Source organism: Fusobacteria bacterium ZRK30, assembly GCA_024628785.1.
Taxonomy (GTDB): domain Bacteria; phylum Fusobacteriota; class Fusobacteriia; order Fusobacteriales; family Fusobacteriaceae; genus Psychrilyobacter.
On sequence record CP102405.1, the window covers coordinates 2,232,960 to 2,248,001 of the forward strand.

The window sequence follows — 15,042 nt, forward strand, 5'->3', positions numbered from 1 at the left end:
GAGGAGAAGATGCTAAAAAAATTAAGTTTAACTCTGATTTTACTGCTTCTGCTAGGGTGTACAAATACGCCTTTAAAAAATAGTTCAGAATCTCCACAAGAGCAGTTATTAGAGCAAAAAATTAATAACTGGGAGTTAGATGAAGCTAAGGGCTTATTTTCTCAAATGAGTACAACTCTAGATCCTAAAAAATTAGATAAATATGAAAATTTAATATCGGAAAGAGAGAAAGGGGTTAAGGACCTCAAAAAACTAATAAACGTATTAAAGACGGCTTTTTCCAAAAATCAGGTCTTTATCATTGAACAATACACTGACAGGGGAATAAAAAATAAAATAAAATTAAATGAACTAAAAAAGCTGGATTTGAGTAGCGGAAACATATATACCACAGACCCGAAATTCAATGAAAACCATGCTGAAATTTTAGCTCTTATTAATTTTTACGACGAAAGCCTCTATTTAGATATTGTATTTAATTTTAAAGATGGACAATGGAAAATAATAGACTTTAATGAAAGAGGGTGAAATATTGCAAGGCGAAGGAATCAAAATAATTGTTCCATCTTCTTTAAAAAATCTTTCTTTAATCAGAGCCCTTGTAAAAACATATTTAATTGCAGAATCTGTATCTAAAAAAGATATTCTTAGACTTCTGACTGTTATAGATGAACTGGCAACCAATGCAATCGAACATGGATACAACTATCATAATGGAGAGATCTCTTTCTTTATGATAAAGGAAGGCAACTTCGTAAAAATTACTGTAGAAGATTTTGGAGCTGGATTCAACAGATTAAAAGAAAGTAAGTCTGAAGGGGGCATGGGATTAAATATAGTTAGGGGTCTTGTAGACAATCTAGAGATTAAACCTAAGAAAGTTGGAACGAAGTTTGAAATATTAAAAGAAGTTGAGGAGGAAACAAAATAATGAACTCTAATTTTGAATTAATCGAAAAGGACATTAATGGAATAAAGGTAATTAAAATCACAGGTGAACTTGATGCTATGGTAGCTCCTAAGTTAAAGGAGAGACTGGCTAAGTTAGTTGAAAATGAAACTTATAACTTTATAATTAATTGTGAAGAATTAAGTCACATTAACAGTTTGGCTATGGGAATTTTAAGAGGAAAATTAAGAGAAGTTAAGGGACATGATGGTGATATAAAGCTATCAAACTTAAATGATCATATCAAAACAATTTTTGAAATGGTTGGGTTAGATGAGATATTTGAAATTTGCGCTACTGAAGAAGAAGCTTTAGCTAAATTTTAATCAATATCCCAAAACATTATTTTTTAAAAGGGGATTTAAAATATGAATACAATTATTATGATAGCAGCAGTTATAGTTGCAGCAGGAATTTTTTCCTCTGTACTCTATAAAAAATCTGTTGTAGATAAAAAAATCGAAGATCTAAACAACCTTGAGAACAGCGTTGAGCAAGCAAAAATTAAAGCTGAAAAAATCGAGAGAAGAGCTACCTTTGATGCTGAATCAAAGGCTAAAGAGATAACTATAAAAGCTAAAGAAACAGCATATAAGATTAAAGAAGATGCTGAAAAAGAAGTTAAATTAGCTAAAAATGAAATAAATCAAAAGGAAAACAGACTTATTAAAAGAGAGGAATCTTTAGACAGTAAGTTAGACAGAATTGAAGCAAAAACTGTAGAAGTAAATAATTATGAAAAAAAGTTAAACCTTAAAGAAAATGAGATCGAAGAATTAAAACAAAAACAAGAGTTGGAATTAGAGAAAATCTCTGAATTATCTAAAGAGGATGCAAAAAACATCTTATTAGATAAATTAAAAGACGATCTTACTCATGACTCAGCTGTTATGATCAGAAGTTTTGAACATAAATTAGAGGAAGAAAAAGATAGAATGACTCAAAGAATACTATCTACTGCTATTGGAAAAGCTTCAGCAGAATTCGTCTCCGATGCTACTGTATCTGTAGTGCAGCTACCAAACGATGAGATGAAAGGTAGAATCATAGGACGTGAAGGTAGAAATATCAGAACTATTGAATCTTTAACTGGAGTAGATGTAATCATCGACGACACCCCGGAAGCTGTAGTTTTATCATGTTTTGATGGTGTTAAAAGAGAGATAGCTAGAAGTGCTCTGGAAAAATTAGTAAATGATGGAAGAATCCATCCTACAAAGATTGAAGAAGCTATTAAAAAAGCAACTAAAGAAGTGGATAAAGGAATCCGTGAAGCTGGAGAACATGCACTATTTGAACTTGGTATTACAGGAGTTCATCCTGAAGTAACTAAAGTATTAGGTAGCCTGAAGTTCAGAACCAGTTATGGACAAAATGTTTTAACTCATGCTATAGAAGTAGGTCACCTGGCTGCTACATTAGCTGCCGAAATCGGAGCAGATGTAAAATTAGCTAAAAGATCTGGTTTATTCCATGATATTGGTAAGGTATTAACTCATGAAACTGAAACTTCTCATGGACTATTAGGAGCGGAATTTTTAAGAAAATTCGGTGAAAAAGACCTGGTAGCCAATGGTGCAGAATCACATCATCATGAAGTTGAATTCAAATGTATCGAATCTGTTTTAGTTCAAGCAGCAGATGCTATATCAGCATCTAGACCTGGAGCAAGACGTGAGACATTAAATACATATATCAAAAGATTAGAAGAACTAGAAGCTATTGCGAGCTCTTTTGAGGGTGTAGATTCATCTTATGCTATCCAAGCTGGTAGAGAGATGAGAATCATCATAAACCCTGAAATCATAAGTGACGATAAGACAACTATCTTATCTCGTGATATAGCTAAAAAAATAGAAGAAACTATGCAGTATCCTGGTCAGATCAAAGTAACTGTAGTCAGAGAGACTAGATCTGTAGAGTATGCAAAATAATTCTCCTTCAGCTGCAAAAACAGTTGTACATAAAGAGAGTTGAGAAAACTTTTAAAATACAAAAAATGAGCTGATCTTATCGGCTCATTTTTTATGGTAGAATTACAGTATAAATTTTATTGAAAATATGATATAATTATACATTGTAAAGCAAAAGATATCGTGAGAAAAAAATCAAAAATAAATATTATATATAAAGAAAAGAGGGGTTAAATGAAAGTTTTAATAATAGGAGATGTCGTTGGTAAACCAGGTAGAAATATCTTAACCGACTATCTAGAGAGAAAGAAAAGTGAATATGATATGATTGTTGTCAATGGTGAAAATGCCGCTGCAGGATTTGGACTAACTGAAAAAATAGCTAAACAATTTTATGAAATCGGAGTAGATGCCATTACTTCTGGTAACCATATTTGGGATAAAAAAGAGATGGTGGAGTACCTTAAAACCGATCATAAAATTTTAAGACCACTGAACTATCCAAAGGGAGTATCTGGAGTAGGTTGGAACATCTTTACAACTCCTGCCGGGGAAAAAGTAGGTGTTGTTTCATTACAGGGAAGAATCTTTATGCCTCCTATTGATTGTCCATTCCAAAGAATAACAGAAGTTTTGGACGAGATCAGAAAACAAACAACTAATATTATCGTAGATTTTCATGCTGAGGCTACATCTGAAAAGATGGCTATGGGAAGATTCCTTGATGGTAAAGTTTCTGTAGTCCTAGGAACTCATACCCATATTCAGACTTCTGACAGCAGAATCTTAGATGGCGGTACCGGGTATATTACAGATGTGGGGATGACTGGATCTCATGACGGGATAATTGGAATGACTGTAGACTCAGTTCTACCTAGATTTTTGACTTCCCTTCCGACTAAGTTTGCTATCTGTAATGACAATGTAAGGATCAATGGTATTGAGGTAGAATTAGATCAATATGGAAAATGCAGTGATATCAAGAGGGTCGATATGTCTATCGAAGAGTTAGATTTTGCAGATTTTTTATAAGGAGTAATTTATGAATATATTAATTTCAAATGATGACGGTATCTATGCTGAAGGGATAAAAATTTTAGTTAATCACCTTCAAGATGCTGGTCACACAACATATGTAGTTGCTCCCCTGGAGGAACAAAGTGGTACCGGACACGGGATTACCCTGCACCAGCCCTTGAGAGTAAAGGAAGTTTATAGAGATAATACTCTATTTGGTCATTCTGTTTCTGGTAAACCTGCAGACACTATAAAGGTGGCATTGACCCACCTATACGATGAAAAGAATATTGACTTTGTAATCTCAGGGATAAATCGTGGGGCTAATTTAGGTACCGATCTATTTTATTCGGGAACTTTTGCTGCGGCCTCTGAGGGAACTTTTTGGAGAAAAAATGCCATCGCTCTCTCCCTTATCGTAGATGGGAATGATCTGTACTTTGAGAGTGCAGGAGAATTTATAGCGGAGTATTTAAAAGATATAAAAGATATAAAATTTCCTATTGGAACCCTCTTAAATATAAATGTTCCCAACCTTCCTACAGAAGAGATTAAAGGGATTAAGTATACTAAGCAGAGCAATAGAAAATTCCAGGAAAAATTAATAGAAAGGGAAGATTCCCAGGGAAATAAATATTTTTGGTTAGGAGGTCACCCTATAAAAGGTGACCATGTGGAGAACTCAGATTTAGAAGCTGTTGAAAATGGCTATATATCTATCACACCAGTAAAGTTAAATTTATATGACAATGAATTAGGAGTATTACTTAAAGAAAATGCTAAAAAGGAGAAATATGAAATTAATAGAAGTTAGATTAATATTTGATGCCGATGAGCCTCAATACGTAAAAAAAGAAATAACCGATTTGTTTTATGAGTTTGGAGTTCAAGGGCTTAAGATCGATGAACCGATGGAAAGAGATTCTTTGGATTACTATAGAGATGAAAAGATATTTTTACAGAGAGATTATGCTGTATCAGCATATTTCCCTATAAATTTGTATGTAGAGAAGAAAAAAGCTCTTATTGTTGATACTTTTAAAGAAAAGTTTAACGACCGTGAGGACCTTATCTATTCATTGGATTTTTACGAATTAGATGAAGAGGATTATCAAAATTCTTGGAAAAAATATCTTTACCCTGAAAAAGTAAGTGAAAGATTTGTGGTAAAACCTACTTGGCGTGAATACGAAGTTGAAGGAGACGAGATAGTAATCGAATTAGATCCTGGAAGGGCTTTTGGTACTGGATCACACCCGACTACTTCCCTTTGTATCAAACAGATGGAAGAGTATATCAATGAAGGGGATTCTGTTATAGATGTTGGTACCGGATCTGGAATACTTATGGTTGCAGCCAATAAATTAGGAGCATCTGAAGTATGGGGTGTTGATATCGATCCTCTGGCTGTAGAAGTAGCCAAAGAAAATTTAGAGTTAAATAAAGTAGATATGGATAGTATCAAACTATTCAAAGGTGATTTAGTTAAAGTTGTAGAAGAGAAAAAGTTTGATGTAGTAGTAGCTAACATCTTAGCTGATGTAATCTTACTCCTACTAAACGATATGTCTACAGTTGTAAAAAAAGGCGGTCTTATGATCCTTTCTGGAATAATTGAAGATAAAGCTGAGGAGATAAAGAAAAGAATAGTTTCATTGGGATACGAAGTTATCTCAGAAACAAAAGATAAAGAGTGGGTAAGTTTTACTGCCAAAGCGTAATGATAAACGGAGGTTTAAATTTTGAGTAATATAATAAAAAAATGTAACGGTTGTGGTATTGAACTACAGAGTGAAGATAAAAGTAAACAGGGTTATGTCCCTAAAGAGATGTTAAAAGGAAAAAAAAGTGCAACCTGCCAAAGATGTTTTAAATTAACTAACTACGGTGACTTTATTCCTATGGAGATGACTGCTGAAGATTATAGAAAAGAGGTTCAGCGTTCTGCTAAAAGTGCTAAAATAGTCTTAGCTGTATTCGATATTATTGACTTTGAAGGATCATTTGACGATGAAATATTAGATATTTTAAGAGAGAAAGATTCTATTGTAATCATCAATAAGATCGATCTAATCCCTGGAGGAAAACATGCCAGTGAAGTAGCTAACTGGGTAAAGGAAAGACTTGCAGAGGAAGGTATCGTTCCCCTGGATATCGCTATAGTCAGTGCTAAAAATACTTATGGTGTTAACGGTATAATCAGAAAGATAAACCATTTCTGCCCGCATGGTGCAAAAGTTATGGTAATGGGAACTACAAATGTTGGAAAATCAAGTATCATAAATAGATTATTGGGAGAGAAGAAAGCTACTATCTCTAAATATCCTGGTACTACACTTAAGGCCACTAAAAATGTAATCCCTGATTCTAATATTACAATAATAGATACTCCTGGATTGATACCTACTGGAAGAATATCTGACCTGGTATGCGAGAAATGTCATTTGGATATCGTTCCTTCTAAGGAGATCTCTAGAAAAACATTTAAAGTGAATGCGGATAAAATAATCTTAATCGGTGGATTAGTTAAAGTTAAAGTTCTGACTGATAATGAGATGAAACCTATATTCAGTATATTTGCTTCTAAAAATGTAACTTTCCATGATACAAAAGAAGAAAGGGTAGAAAAACTTATTACAGAACATACAGGGACTTTAATAACTCCTCCATGTGAGAAGTGTAAGGATGAATTCTATGCTCTACCTACAAAGACTGAAGTTTATGATCTAAATGTAGAAGAGGAACTTGTATTTAAGGGACTTGGGTGGATCTCTGTAAAGAGAGGACCGTTAAAAGTAGAGGTTACCCTTCCAAAAACTGCAGAAGTTATAGTAAGGGATGCATTTATCCAACCCAAAAGGCCAGTAAAATAAAAGCAACGTGACGTTGCATCCAGATAAGTATAATTATATATTTTCTAGATAAACAAAAAGCTGGAAGGGTTACCCTTCCAGCTTTTTGTTTATTGCTATACCTAATCCCATAAAAAACCAAAAATATGGTGCTACCGATACTGCACTGTCATTAAACATCCCAGCAGCCAGATAACCACTTATAGCTAGTGCTGTAGCTAAGCCCACAACTTCATAAAAACTATTAAATTCTCTATTTCTATAAATTTTTACAGATTGAATCAGGTAAGATCCAATAAAAACTACAAAGCCTATAAAGAATAGATACCCCATATTGATGAGTATTTGTAAATACAGATTATGGGGTTTATCCACTATCATACTAGGATTTCCAAAGGCTATCCTCTTTCCAAAATTGTCCTCTTGGGGGAAGATTAAAGAATAGGTGTCAGGTCCTCCTCCTAAAAATCCAGTCTGTTTTAATTTTGGAATAGTTCTAGACCATATATATATTCTTGAACTCCCCTTTGTCTCATACCCGTCCATCCATTTAACCCTATCAGCCATATGGATATCACTAAGTCTCCCCTGAAATCCAATGGTTTTAAAACCATTATTTCTTAAGATTAAAGGATAACTAAACTTATCATAGACTATATTATAGTAATCTTCTTTTCTTTTCTCAATTTCAAACTTTCCATACCTTTTATCGGTAAATTTATATTGATTATTCATAAATTTAGGTGAAAGTAATCTGCCTTCCTCATCTTTAAAAATTAACTTATTATCTTTTGTGATAATATTTAATGAAACTCTATCTGTTGTAACCACCAAATCATTGGGATTATTTAGAACCATCTCTCTTATAGGATTATATTTTGACAGTTCTGTATCATATAACTTTTTACCCAGGGAGTTTTCTGAAAAATTATCCATTATTATACCTATGATTAAAGATGTAACTATGAGCAGGATTATTTTTTTTGATTTTTTAATTATTTTTTTCCTATAAAAGAAAATAAAAAACATCAATGTGAATTGTCCTGCTAAAAAACCGGCTCTAGATCGGCACCCCAGCCAATTTATATAGATCAGGATATAAAATAAATAAGTCAAAACATTATATAACTTCCCCTTTACACTCAAAAAAGTCATTGCAGCAAAGAATAAAAACATAACCATCAATGACCCGCCATAGTTTGGATTAAAGTAGGTAGCATAGATAATATATTTATCAAATTTAAAATTTAGAGTGTCAGCTATTCCCCAAAGGTCTTTAGGCAGGATCAGGTGTTTACCGAAATCACTCTTAAATAGGTCCAATCCAAAAAACTGAAAGCTCCCTAGAATTGATATTATAATAACCCCTGCAAAGGCTGCTCCTAAAAGTATTTTTATATCTTTTTTAGTCCTCGCCAAGTTGACAGTTAAAAAAGTTATTATCAGATATGACAGCCACACAAAAATCCCCTCGTACCTGTCTCCAACCCCTTTTAAAACTATCGATGTAAAGGGAGAAAATACTGTAGATAAGTTAGCTAATATCCCCATGAATATTAAAGGGATATAGTATTTTGTTTTTATAACCTCACCCTTTATGAAAAAAAACATGAGCCCTATAGTCGAAAGAGCTACAATAAAGACAGCCTTGTAGTAGGAGAAAAAATCAAAGTTATTCTCTCCCAATGGATATGCCAGATAATCCAGACTTCCTATGGGAGTTGGTATAATCTTTAATCTCACTATTAAGGGTACCACTCCCAGGATAATCATCAACGGTAATAATTTTATTTTTTTTAACATCTAGTTCCTCCTAATAACTCTCGATTTCCTTTAAAAGTATACCTCTATTTAGTTAATATTTCCATCCACAATGTGGAACAGTTTCTTTTTTTATGATTATTCTATTAAAATGAGTAAATTAGAATTATTAAAACACCATAATCCTTTGCAAATTCCTTATTTTTATTATATAATTTCTTTAGATAAAACAAAATAAAATTAAATATATCAGGGGGAAAACATGATAAATGAAAAAAGAATCGTAGATAATTTTTTAGATATGGTTAAAATCCCATCACCATCTCTAAAAGAAAGAGCTATGGCTGATTGTGTAAAAGTTGAATTAGAAAAGATCGGTCTTGAAGTTACTGAAGATAACGCAGGTGAAAGTTGTAACGGTAATGCCGGTAATATCATTGGTGTCTTAAAAGCTAAAGGTTCTAATAAAAAGAAAATATTATTTAGTGCTCATATGGACACTGTTTTACCTTGTGATAAGATTACTCCGATTATAGAAGATGGAATCATTAAATCAGATGGTACCTCTGTTTTAGGGGGAGACGACAAAGCTGGTATTGCAGCTATCTTAGAGATGCTTAAACAATTAAAGGAAAATAACTTAGATCACCCTGAGATTATAGTTGTCTTTTCTATTGCAGAAGAGATCGGTCTTTTCGGTGCTCGTGCTATGGATATAGAAAAATATGCTCCTGATTTTGGAATCATCATCGACTCAGGTGGTAAACCTGGAACTGTTACTATACAGGCTCCATTTGCAGCGAAAGGAAAGATCGAAATCATTGGTAAACCAGCTCATGCAGGTTTAGAGCCTGAAAATGGGATAAATGCATTGGTAGTGGCATCCCACGCCATCACTAAATTAAGATTAGGAAGGGTAGATGAAAACACCACTTCTAATATTGGTGTAGTAACTGGAGGAGCCGCTGTAAATATTGTAATGCCTAGTGTATCTATGATGTATGAGGCTAGAAGTTTTGATGGTAAAGTTTTAGACAAATTACTATCTGAAACTAAAGCTATCTTCACTGAGACAGCAAAAGAGTTTGGGGCAGAATTTAAAGAATCAATCGTAAAGGGATATGATGGATTTAAAATCGAAGCAGGTAGTGAGATTTTAGAGATTTTAGAGGGTGCTTGTAAAGATATAAATATCGAATATAAACCTATGAAATCTGGTGGTGGAAGTGACACTAATATCTACAATGGAAAGGGAATACCTTCTGTTAATCTAGGTATAGGTATGAGTAAAGTACATACTAAAGAGGAATTTATTAAAATCAAAGATATGGTAGGATGTACAAAATTATTACTTTCTATTATAGATAAAATATAGATGAATTTTAAACAAAAAAAGACTAAACAAAAGTGGTGGTTATCTTTAATCATAGTTATTTTAATAACTGCCGCTTTTTCGCGGTCTGATTTTCTTATATCTAAAACCAATAATCTGCTACTTCCCCTCAAATTAAAAGTATATAAAACTACCAGCAATATTCAGAATTATTTTAATACTTTTTTTTATATCAAAGAGATCTCTAAAAAAAATGAAATCTTAGAATTAACCATAGAAAAACAAAAACATATTTCCTTTGAAAATAAGAATCTTTTAAAGGAAAATCAGCATCTAAGGGAACTGCTTCAAATGAAGAAAAAAGTCAAATATAAAATTATAGTAGCACAAATTTCCTATATTGATGCACTAAATCCTTACGAAACTATATCAATTGATAAAGGAAAAAATGATAATATAAAACAAAATATGGCGGTTACTTCCACTCTCGGTGTAGTTGGAAGGATCAAAGAAGTCTTTGATGACCACTCCACAGTGGAATTAATCACTTCTAATCAAAGTTATACCAGTGCTACCAATGAAAACGGAGACACTCTCTCGATTTTAAGTGGCCAGGGAAATGAGATACTCAGTCTGGAATACGTTGTTACTGACTCAAATATCCAGGTAGGCGATAAAATATTTACCTCTGGTATCAGTGATATCTATAAAAAAAACCTTTTTTTAGGAGAGATTACATCTATCGATAATAACGACGAGATGTTTAAACAAATAACAGTAAAATTACCATATAATATATTTAATCTTAAAGATGTTATGGTTATAAAAAAAGAGAGGTGAGTCTATGAAAAAATTTGTTCTTTATTTTTTTATATTTAGCTTGAGTTTGTTTGCTGAAGATAAAAATGAATTTAATAAAATTAATACTTTTAAAGCTGTAATTATTGAAACCAGCCATTTAAACAATCGAACAAAAACAAAAGAATACGAAATTTTAGCCGATCTGCCAGATAAACTTATAAAAAAAATGATTTCTCCTTCTATAAACAAGGGAGAAATTTATCTATATAATGGGTTCGATAAAACTATCTATTACCCACTTTTAGAGCAGACAATAAACCAGAAAATAAACGAAGATGAAAATTATACTTTAAAATTTATTCGGGACCTAAAATCATATGACGGAGATGTAGATTTTAAAGTGGTAAAATCTAATAACCAAATCCAAAAAATTGTCTATAATGATGGAATAACTATAAAATTTGAATCTTTTTCAAAAATAAATGAGATTAATTTTCCAACACATGTTAGAATACTAGATAGAAATATTGAAATCTCAGAATTAATAATTAAAGATATTAAAATAAATATACCTATATCTAAAAAGGATTTTTCCCTCGATGAAATTATTAAAAACTGATGGCATAGTAATAAAAAAAGTGGATCACTCTGAAGCTGATCGAGCATTGACATTGTTTACTAAGAATTTTGGCAAGATCAATATCAATATTAGCGGCATCAGAAAATCAAAAAAAAGACATCTTAATGGAGCTGATTTATTCGGGATCTCTAACTTTATATTTTATAAGAAAGATGAATACTATATCTTGAGTTCTTTTGAATTGAATGAGACTTTTTTTAATCTCAGAAAAGATTTGGAAAAATTAAATATTTCTTTTCATATCTTAGAAATTTTAAACTCTATCTTAGTTGAAAATGAAACACGAACAAGTTTATACAAATTACTTTTGAACTCCTTTCGGTTTTTGGACAAAAATAATAAACCTACCAAGGATTATCTCCTTTTAGGTTATTTTTTAGCTCTCCTTATTAAAGAGGAAGGAATTATGTTCAATATAAAAGACGGACTATATTTTAATATAGAAAATTCCATAATAGATAATATCCCGACCTCTAATAAATTAACTGAAATTCAAAAAATTATAATTATACACTTATTCGATGAAAAAATAAATGATATAATCTCTCTAGATCCATGTATAGATGATATTAAAAATATAATTTTACTCTTGGAAGATTATATGAACTACCATTTAAATTTAAAAATAAATTTTAAAAAATATTTTTAGGAGGACCACATGAACATTGCAAAAATAACAGATTATATAACTTTGGATATGATTTCCCTTGATTTAAAAGCTAAAAATAAAAAAGAAGCTCTTTCGGAATTATCTCAACTACTTGGAGCTTCAGATACTGTCGACGACCCTAAAGTCATCGAATCAGCTCTTATTGAAAGAGAAAAACTAGGAAGTACTGGAATAGGAAAAGGTGTGGCTATTCCCCATGCTAAAACTGATTTTGCTAAAAAATTAACTATCGCCTTTGGAAGATCTAATGACGGACTTAACTTTGAATCTTTAGACGGTCAAGATGTTAAGCTGTTTTTTGTATTTGCTTCACCACTTAGTGACAGCATCGTATACCTTAAGATCTTAGCTAGGATTTCAAGATTGATCAGAGATGAGAATTTTAGAAATAAATTATTAAATGCAACAAATCCACAAGAAATTTTAAATATCATAAGTTCAGAAGAGGGGTAAACTATGGAATGTCCTTACTGTGGAGCTATGGATACTAAAGTTATTGATAGTAGACCTTATAGCACAGATAACTCTATAAAAAGAAGACGGGAATGTGTCGTTTGCTGTAAAAGATTTACTACTTACGAAAAAATAGAACCTATTCCTATTTTTGTAATAAAAAAAAATAATATCAAGGAAGTCTTCAATAAAGACAAATTATTAAAAGGTCTTGAAAGGGCTGTCATTAAAAGAAATGTCAACCTGGAAGCTTTGGAAAGATTTGTAGGAGAAGTTGAAGACACTATCAGAAAAACTAATCATCTAGAGATAGAAAGTACTGAATTAGGTGAACTGGTTATGGAAAAACTAAAAAAATTAGATGAAATTGCATATATCCGATTCGCCTCTGTATATAAAGATTTTTCAGATGTAAAATCTTTTATCAAAGAAATTGAGGGGATGGTTAACAGTGATTAAAAATATAATCAGTGGTGCTTTTATTGGAATAGCTAATATTATTCCTGGAGTCTCTGGTGGAACTGTTGCTCTCCTTTTAGGGGTCTATGAAAAACTTACAGAGTCTGTAGGAGAATTTTTCACTGCTCCTAAAGAAAAAAAGATAGAATTTATTAAATTTTTATCACAGATATTTATAGGGGTTATCATTGGACTACTCGTATTTGCAAAAGTGATTGGTTTTCTCTATACAAACTATAAAGAGAGCACTAGCTTTTTCTTCTTAGGACTGATAGTGGCATCTCTGCCGCTAGTTTTGACCCATCGAGATAATAAAAAAATAAATAAACATGGAAAACTATGGTTTTTATTTGGATTACTTTTAATGATTGGTTTTACAATCCTTCAGTCTTTCTATGGTGATGGTGAAACTTCTAGCAGCTTATATCAGTTGACAGGAGGATATAGTATAAAATTAATCCTGGCTGGCGCTTTGGCTGGAGGAGCTATGGTCATCCCTGGAATCTCTGGATCCCTCCTACTGGTTATGTTAGGAGAATATTATAATATTTTAGGATTTGTAAATAGCAGGATGATACTGCCTGTTGCCTTGGTAGGTATCGGAGCTGTCATAGGTATTGTTGGTTTTGCTAGAATCATTGACAAACTTTTAAAATCTCATAGAGATAATACTTTGTATTTTATAATCGGGCTTATTGTAGCTTCCCTTGTGGAGATTTGGCCTGGATTTACTTTAACTTTATCTAGCGGAATTACAAATATTATAATTTTTGCTCTAGGAATATATATCGTTAAATTAATGAAAAAATTAGAAGGTAAGAAATAATGAAAAGAATTAATGGTTTTTTTATATTCATTGTCCTTGGAATACTAGGAATATTTCTCTATATTCCTAGAATTTATCGTGGATACCGGACACTGGATCATCTACAGAAGGAGTTAAAAGCTACAACTATTCAATCTGAGAAGTTACACCGTGAAATGGATGACATAAGTCTACAATTAGATAATTTTAATAATCTTTATTATATAGAAAAATTTGCAAGGGATAAACTAGCCATGAAGAAAAAGAACGAAACTATCTATAGAGTTATATACGAGGAGGAACAAGATTAATGAAAAGAGAACTAGCTATCGAATTTGCAAGGGTAACTGAGGCTGCCGCATTAGCAGCACACAAATGGGTCGGTAGAGGTGACAAAGAAGCAGCTGACCAAGCAGCTGTTGACGCTATGAGAACTATGTTGAACAAGATCCATATCAATGGAGAGATAGTTATTGGAGAAGGGGAAATTGATGAAGCACCTATGTTATACATCGGTGAAAAAGTTGGCCTAAGAAAAGATATGGATATCGCTGTAGATATCGCTGTAGATCCTGTAGAAGGAACTCGTATGACTGCCCAAGGTCAAGGAAATGCCTTAGCAGTTATGGCTATCGGAAATAAAGATAGTTTTTTAAAAGCGCCAGATATGTATATGGAAAAGTTAATCGTAGGACCTGACGCACGTGGAGCTATCGATCTTAATTTACCACTTTTAGACAACGTAACTAACGTAGCTAAAGTTTTGGATAAATCTTTAGATGAATTAGTTATGGTTATCTTAGATAAACCTAGACACCATAAGATCATCAAAGACCTACAAAAAATGGGTGTTAGAATATTTGCTATTCCTGACGGGGATGTAGCTGGTTCTATCTTAACTGCTATTATTGATTCTGACGCAGATATGTTATACGGAATCGGAGGAGCACCTGAAGGTGTTATCTCTGCTGCAGTTATCAAAGCTCTTGGTGGAGATATGCAGGCTAGATTAAAATTAAGAAATGAAGTTAAGGGGATCTCTTTAGAAAATGATAAGATTTCTAACTTTGAAAAATCTAGATGTGAAGAGATGGGGATAGATATTTCCAATGTCTTTACTATAGATGATTTAGTTAAAGATGACGAAGTTATATTTTCTGCTACAGGAATTACCGACGGAGATCTTTTAACAGGAGTTAATAGAAAGAAGAACATAGCTAGAACTCAGACTCTATTAATCAGAGGTAAGACTAAAACTATCAGATATATCAATTCAGTTCATAACTTAGATTTTAAAGATGAAGAGTTAAAGAAACTTATAAAGTAAACTTTTTATAGAGTGTAGATAACTTCTACACTCTATATTAATATCTAAAAACATAAGGAGAA

The 15,042-nt window shown here is 32.3% G+C and carries 18 protein-coding genes; 17 read left to right on the plus strand and 1 reads right to left on the minus strand.

Annotated elements, in window-relative coordinates:
* Positions 1–9: 9 nt before the first annotated feature.
* The 8 genes from NRK67_15850 (at position 10) to yqeH (ending at position 6,752) form a co-directional block, all read left to right on the plus strand.
* Positions 10–528, plus strand: a complete 519-nt coding sequence (locus NRK67_15850) for a hypothetical protein (GenBank protein ID UUV18740.1) — start codon at positions 10–12, stop codon at positions 526–528.
* Positions 515–931, plus strand: coding sequence for an ATP-binding protein (locus NRK67_15855; GenBank protein UUV18741.1), 417 nt, complete (start codon positions 515–517; stop codon positions 929–931). The genes NRK67_15850 and NRK67_15855 overlap by 14 nt, the downstream gene beginning before the upstream one ends.
* Positions 931–1,275: an STAS domain-containing protein gene (locus NRK67_15860; GenBank protein UUV18742.1), complete on the plus strand. Its 345-nt coding sequence runs from the start codon at positions 931–933 to the stop codon at positions 1,273–1,275. Before NRK67_15855 ends, NRK67_15860 begins: the two co-directional genes overlap by 1 nt.
* A 42-nt stretch (positions 1,276–1,317) precedes the next feature.
* A complete protein-coding gene (gene rny / locus NRK67_15865) occupies positions 1,318–2,883 on the plus strand; it encodes a ribonuclease Y (protein ID UUV18743.1) in 1,566 nt (521 codons plus the stop codon).
* 213 nt (positions 2,884–3,096) lie between these two features.
* Positions 3,097–3,894, plus strand: a complete 798-nt coding sequence (locus tag NRK67_15870) for a TIGR00282 family metallophosphoesterase (protein ID UUV18744.1) — start codon at positions 3,097–3,099, stop codon at positions 3,892–3,894.
* 10 nt (positions 3,895–3,904) lie between these two features.
* Complete coding sequence (surE, locus tag NRK67_15875) at positions 3,905–4,693, plus strand: 5'/3'-nucleotidase SurE (protein ID UUV18745.1); 789 nt, start codon at positions 3,905–3,907, stop codon at positions 4,691–4,693.
* Complete coding sequence (prmA, locus tag NRK67_15880; protein ID UUV18746.1) at positions 4,674–5,600, plus strand: 50S ribosomal protein L11 methyltransferase; 927 nt, start codon at positions 4,674–4,676, stop codon at positions 5,598–5,600. The genes surE and prmA overlap by 20 nt, the downstream gene beginning before the upstream one ends.
* 30 nt (positions 5,601–5,630) lie before the next feature.
* Positions 5,631–6,752 carry a ribosome biogenesis GTPase YqeH gene (gene yqeH / locus NRK67_15885; protein ID UUV19958.1) on the plus strand — a complete coding sequence of 374 codons (1,122 nt, stop codon included), beginning with the start codon at positions 5,631–5,633 and terminating at the stop codon, positions 6,750–6,752.
* A gap of 69 nt (positions 6,753–6,821) precedes the next feature.
* On the opposite strand, the gene NRK67_15890 is transcribed toward yqeH, so the two are convergent.
* Positions 6,822–8,534: an O-antigen ligase family protein gene (locus NRK67_15890; GenBank protein ID UUV18747.1), complete on the minus strand. Its 1,713-nt coding sequence runs from the start codon at positions 8,532–8,534 to the stop codon at positions 6,822–6,824.
* Between the two features lie 220 nt (positions 8,535–8,754).
* Here NRK67_15890 and NRK67_15895 point away from each other — a divergent pair, with 220 nt between their 5' ends.
* Genes NRK67_15895 through glpX form a run of 9 tightly spaced genes read left to right on the plus strand, consistent with a single transcriptional unit; the run spans position 8,755 to position 14,980 of the window.
* Positions 8,755–9,867, plus strand: coding sequence for a M20/M25/M40 family metallo-hydrolase (locus NRK67_15895; GenBank protein UUV18748.1), 1,113 nt, complete (start codon positions 8,755–8,757; stop codon positions 9,865–9,867).
* Positions 9,868–10,665 (plus strand): rod shape-determining protein MreC, encoded by a 798-nt coding sequence (locus tag NRK67_15900; GenBank protein ID UUV18749.1) that lies wholly within the window; start codon positions 9,868–9,870, stop codon positions 10,663–10,665.
* 4 nt (positions 10,666–10,669) lie between these two features.
* Positions 10,670–11,245, plus strand: a complete 576-nt coding sequence (locus NRK67_15905; GenBank protein ID UUV18750.1) for a hypothetical protein — start codon at positions 10,670–10,672, stop codon at positions 11,243–11,245.
* A complete protein-coding gene (gene recO, locus NRK67_15910) occupies positions 11,226–11,915 on the plus strand; it encodes a DNA repair protein RecO (GenBank protein UUV18751.1) in 690 nt (229 codons plus the stop codon). Before NRK67_15905 ends, recO begins: the two co-directional genes overlap by 20 nt.
* A 9-nt stretch (positions 11,916–11,924) precedes the next feature.
* Positions 11,925–12,389, plus strand: coding sequence for a PTS sugar transporter subunit IIA (locus NRK67_15915; GenBank protein UUV18752.1), 465 nt, complete (start codon positions 11,925–11,927; stop codon positions 12,387–12,389).
* Positions 12,390–12,392: 3 nt separating this feature from the next.
* Positions 12,393–12,848, plus strand: coding sequence for a transcriptional regulator NrdR (nrdR, locus tag NRK67_15920; protein UUV18753.1), 456 nt, complete (start codon positions 12,393–12,395; stop codon positions 12,846–12,848).
* The gene (locus NRK67_15925) at positions 12,841–13,674 is read left to right on the plus strand and encodes a DUF368 domain-containing protein (GenBank protein UUV18754.1); all 834 of its coding nucleotides are present in this window, start codon (positions 12,841–12,843) and stop codon (positions 13,672–13,674) included. Before nrdR ends, NRK67_15925 begins: the two co-directional genes overlap by 8 nt.
* A complete protein-coding gene (locus NRK67_15930) occupies positions 13,674–13,964 on the plus strand; it encodes a septum formation initiator family protein (GenBank protein ID UUV18755.1) in 291 nt (96 codons plus the stop codon). Before NRK67_15925 ends, NRK67_15930 begins: the two co-directional genes overlap by 1 nt.
* Complete coding sequence (glpX, locus tag NRK67_15935; protein ID UUV18756.1) at positions 13,964–14,980, plus strand: class II fructose-bisphosphatase; 1,017 nt, start codon at positions 13,964–13,966, stop codon at positions 14,978–14,980. The genes NRK67_15930 and glpX overlap by 1 nt, the downstream gene beginning before the upstream one ends.
* Positions 14,981–15,042: the final 62 nt, after the last annotated feature.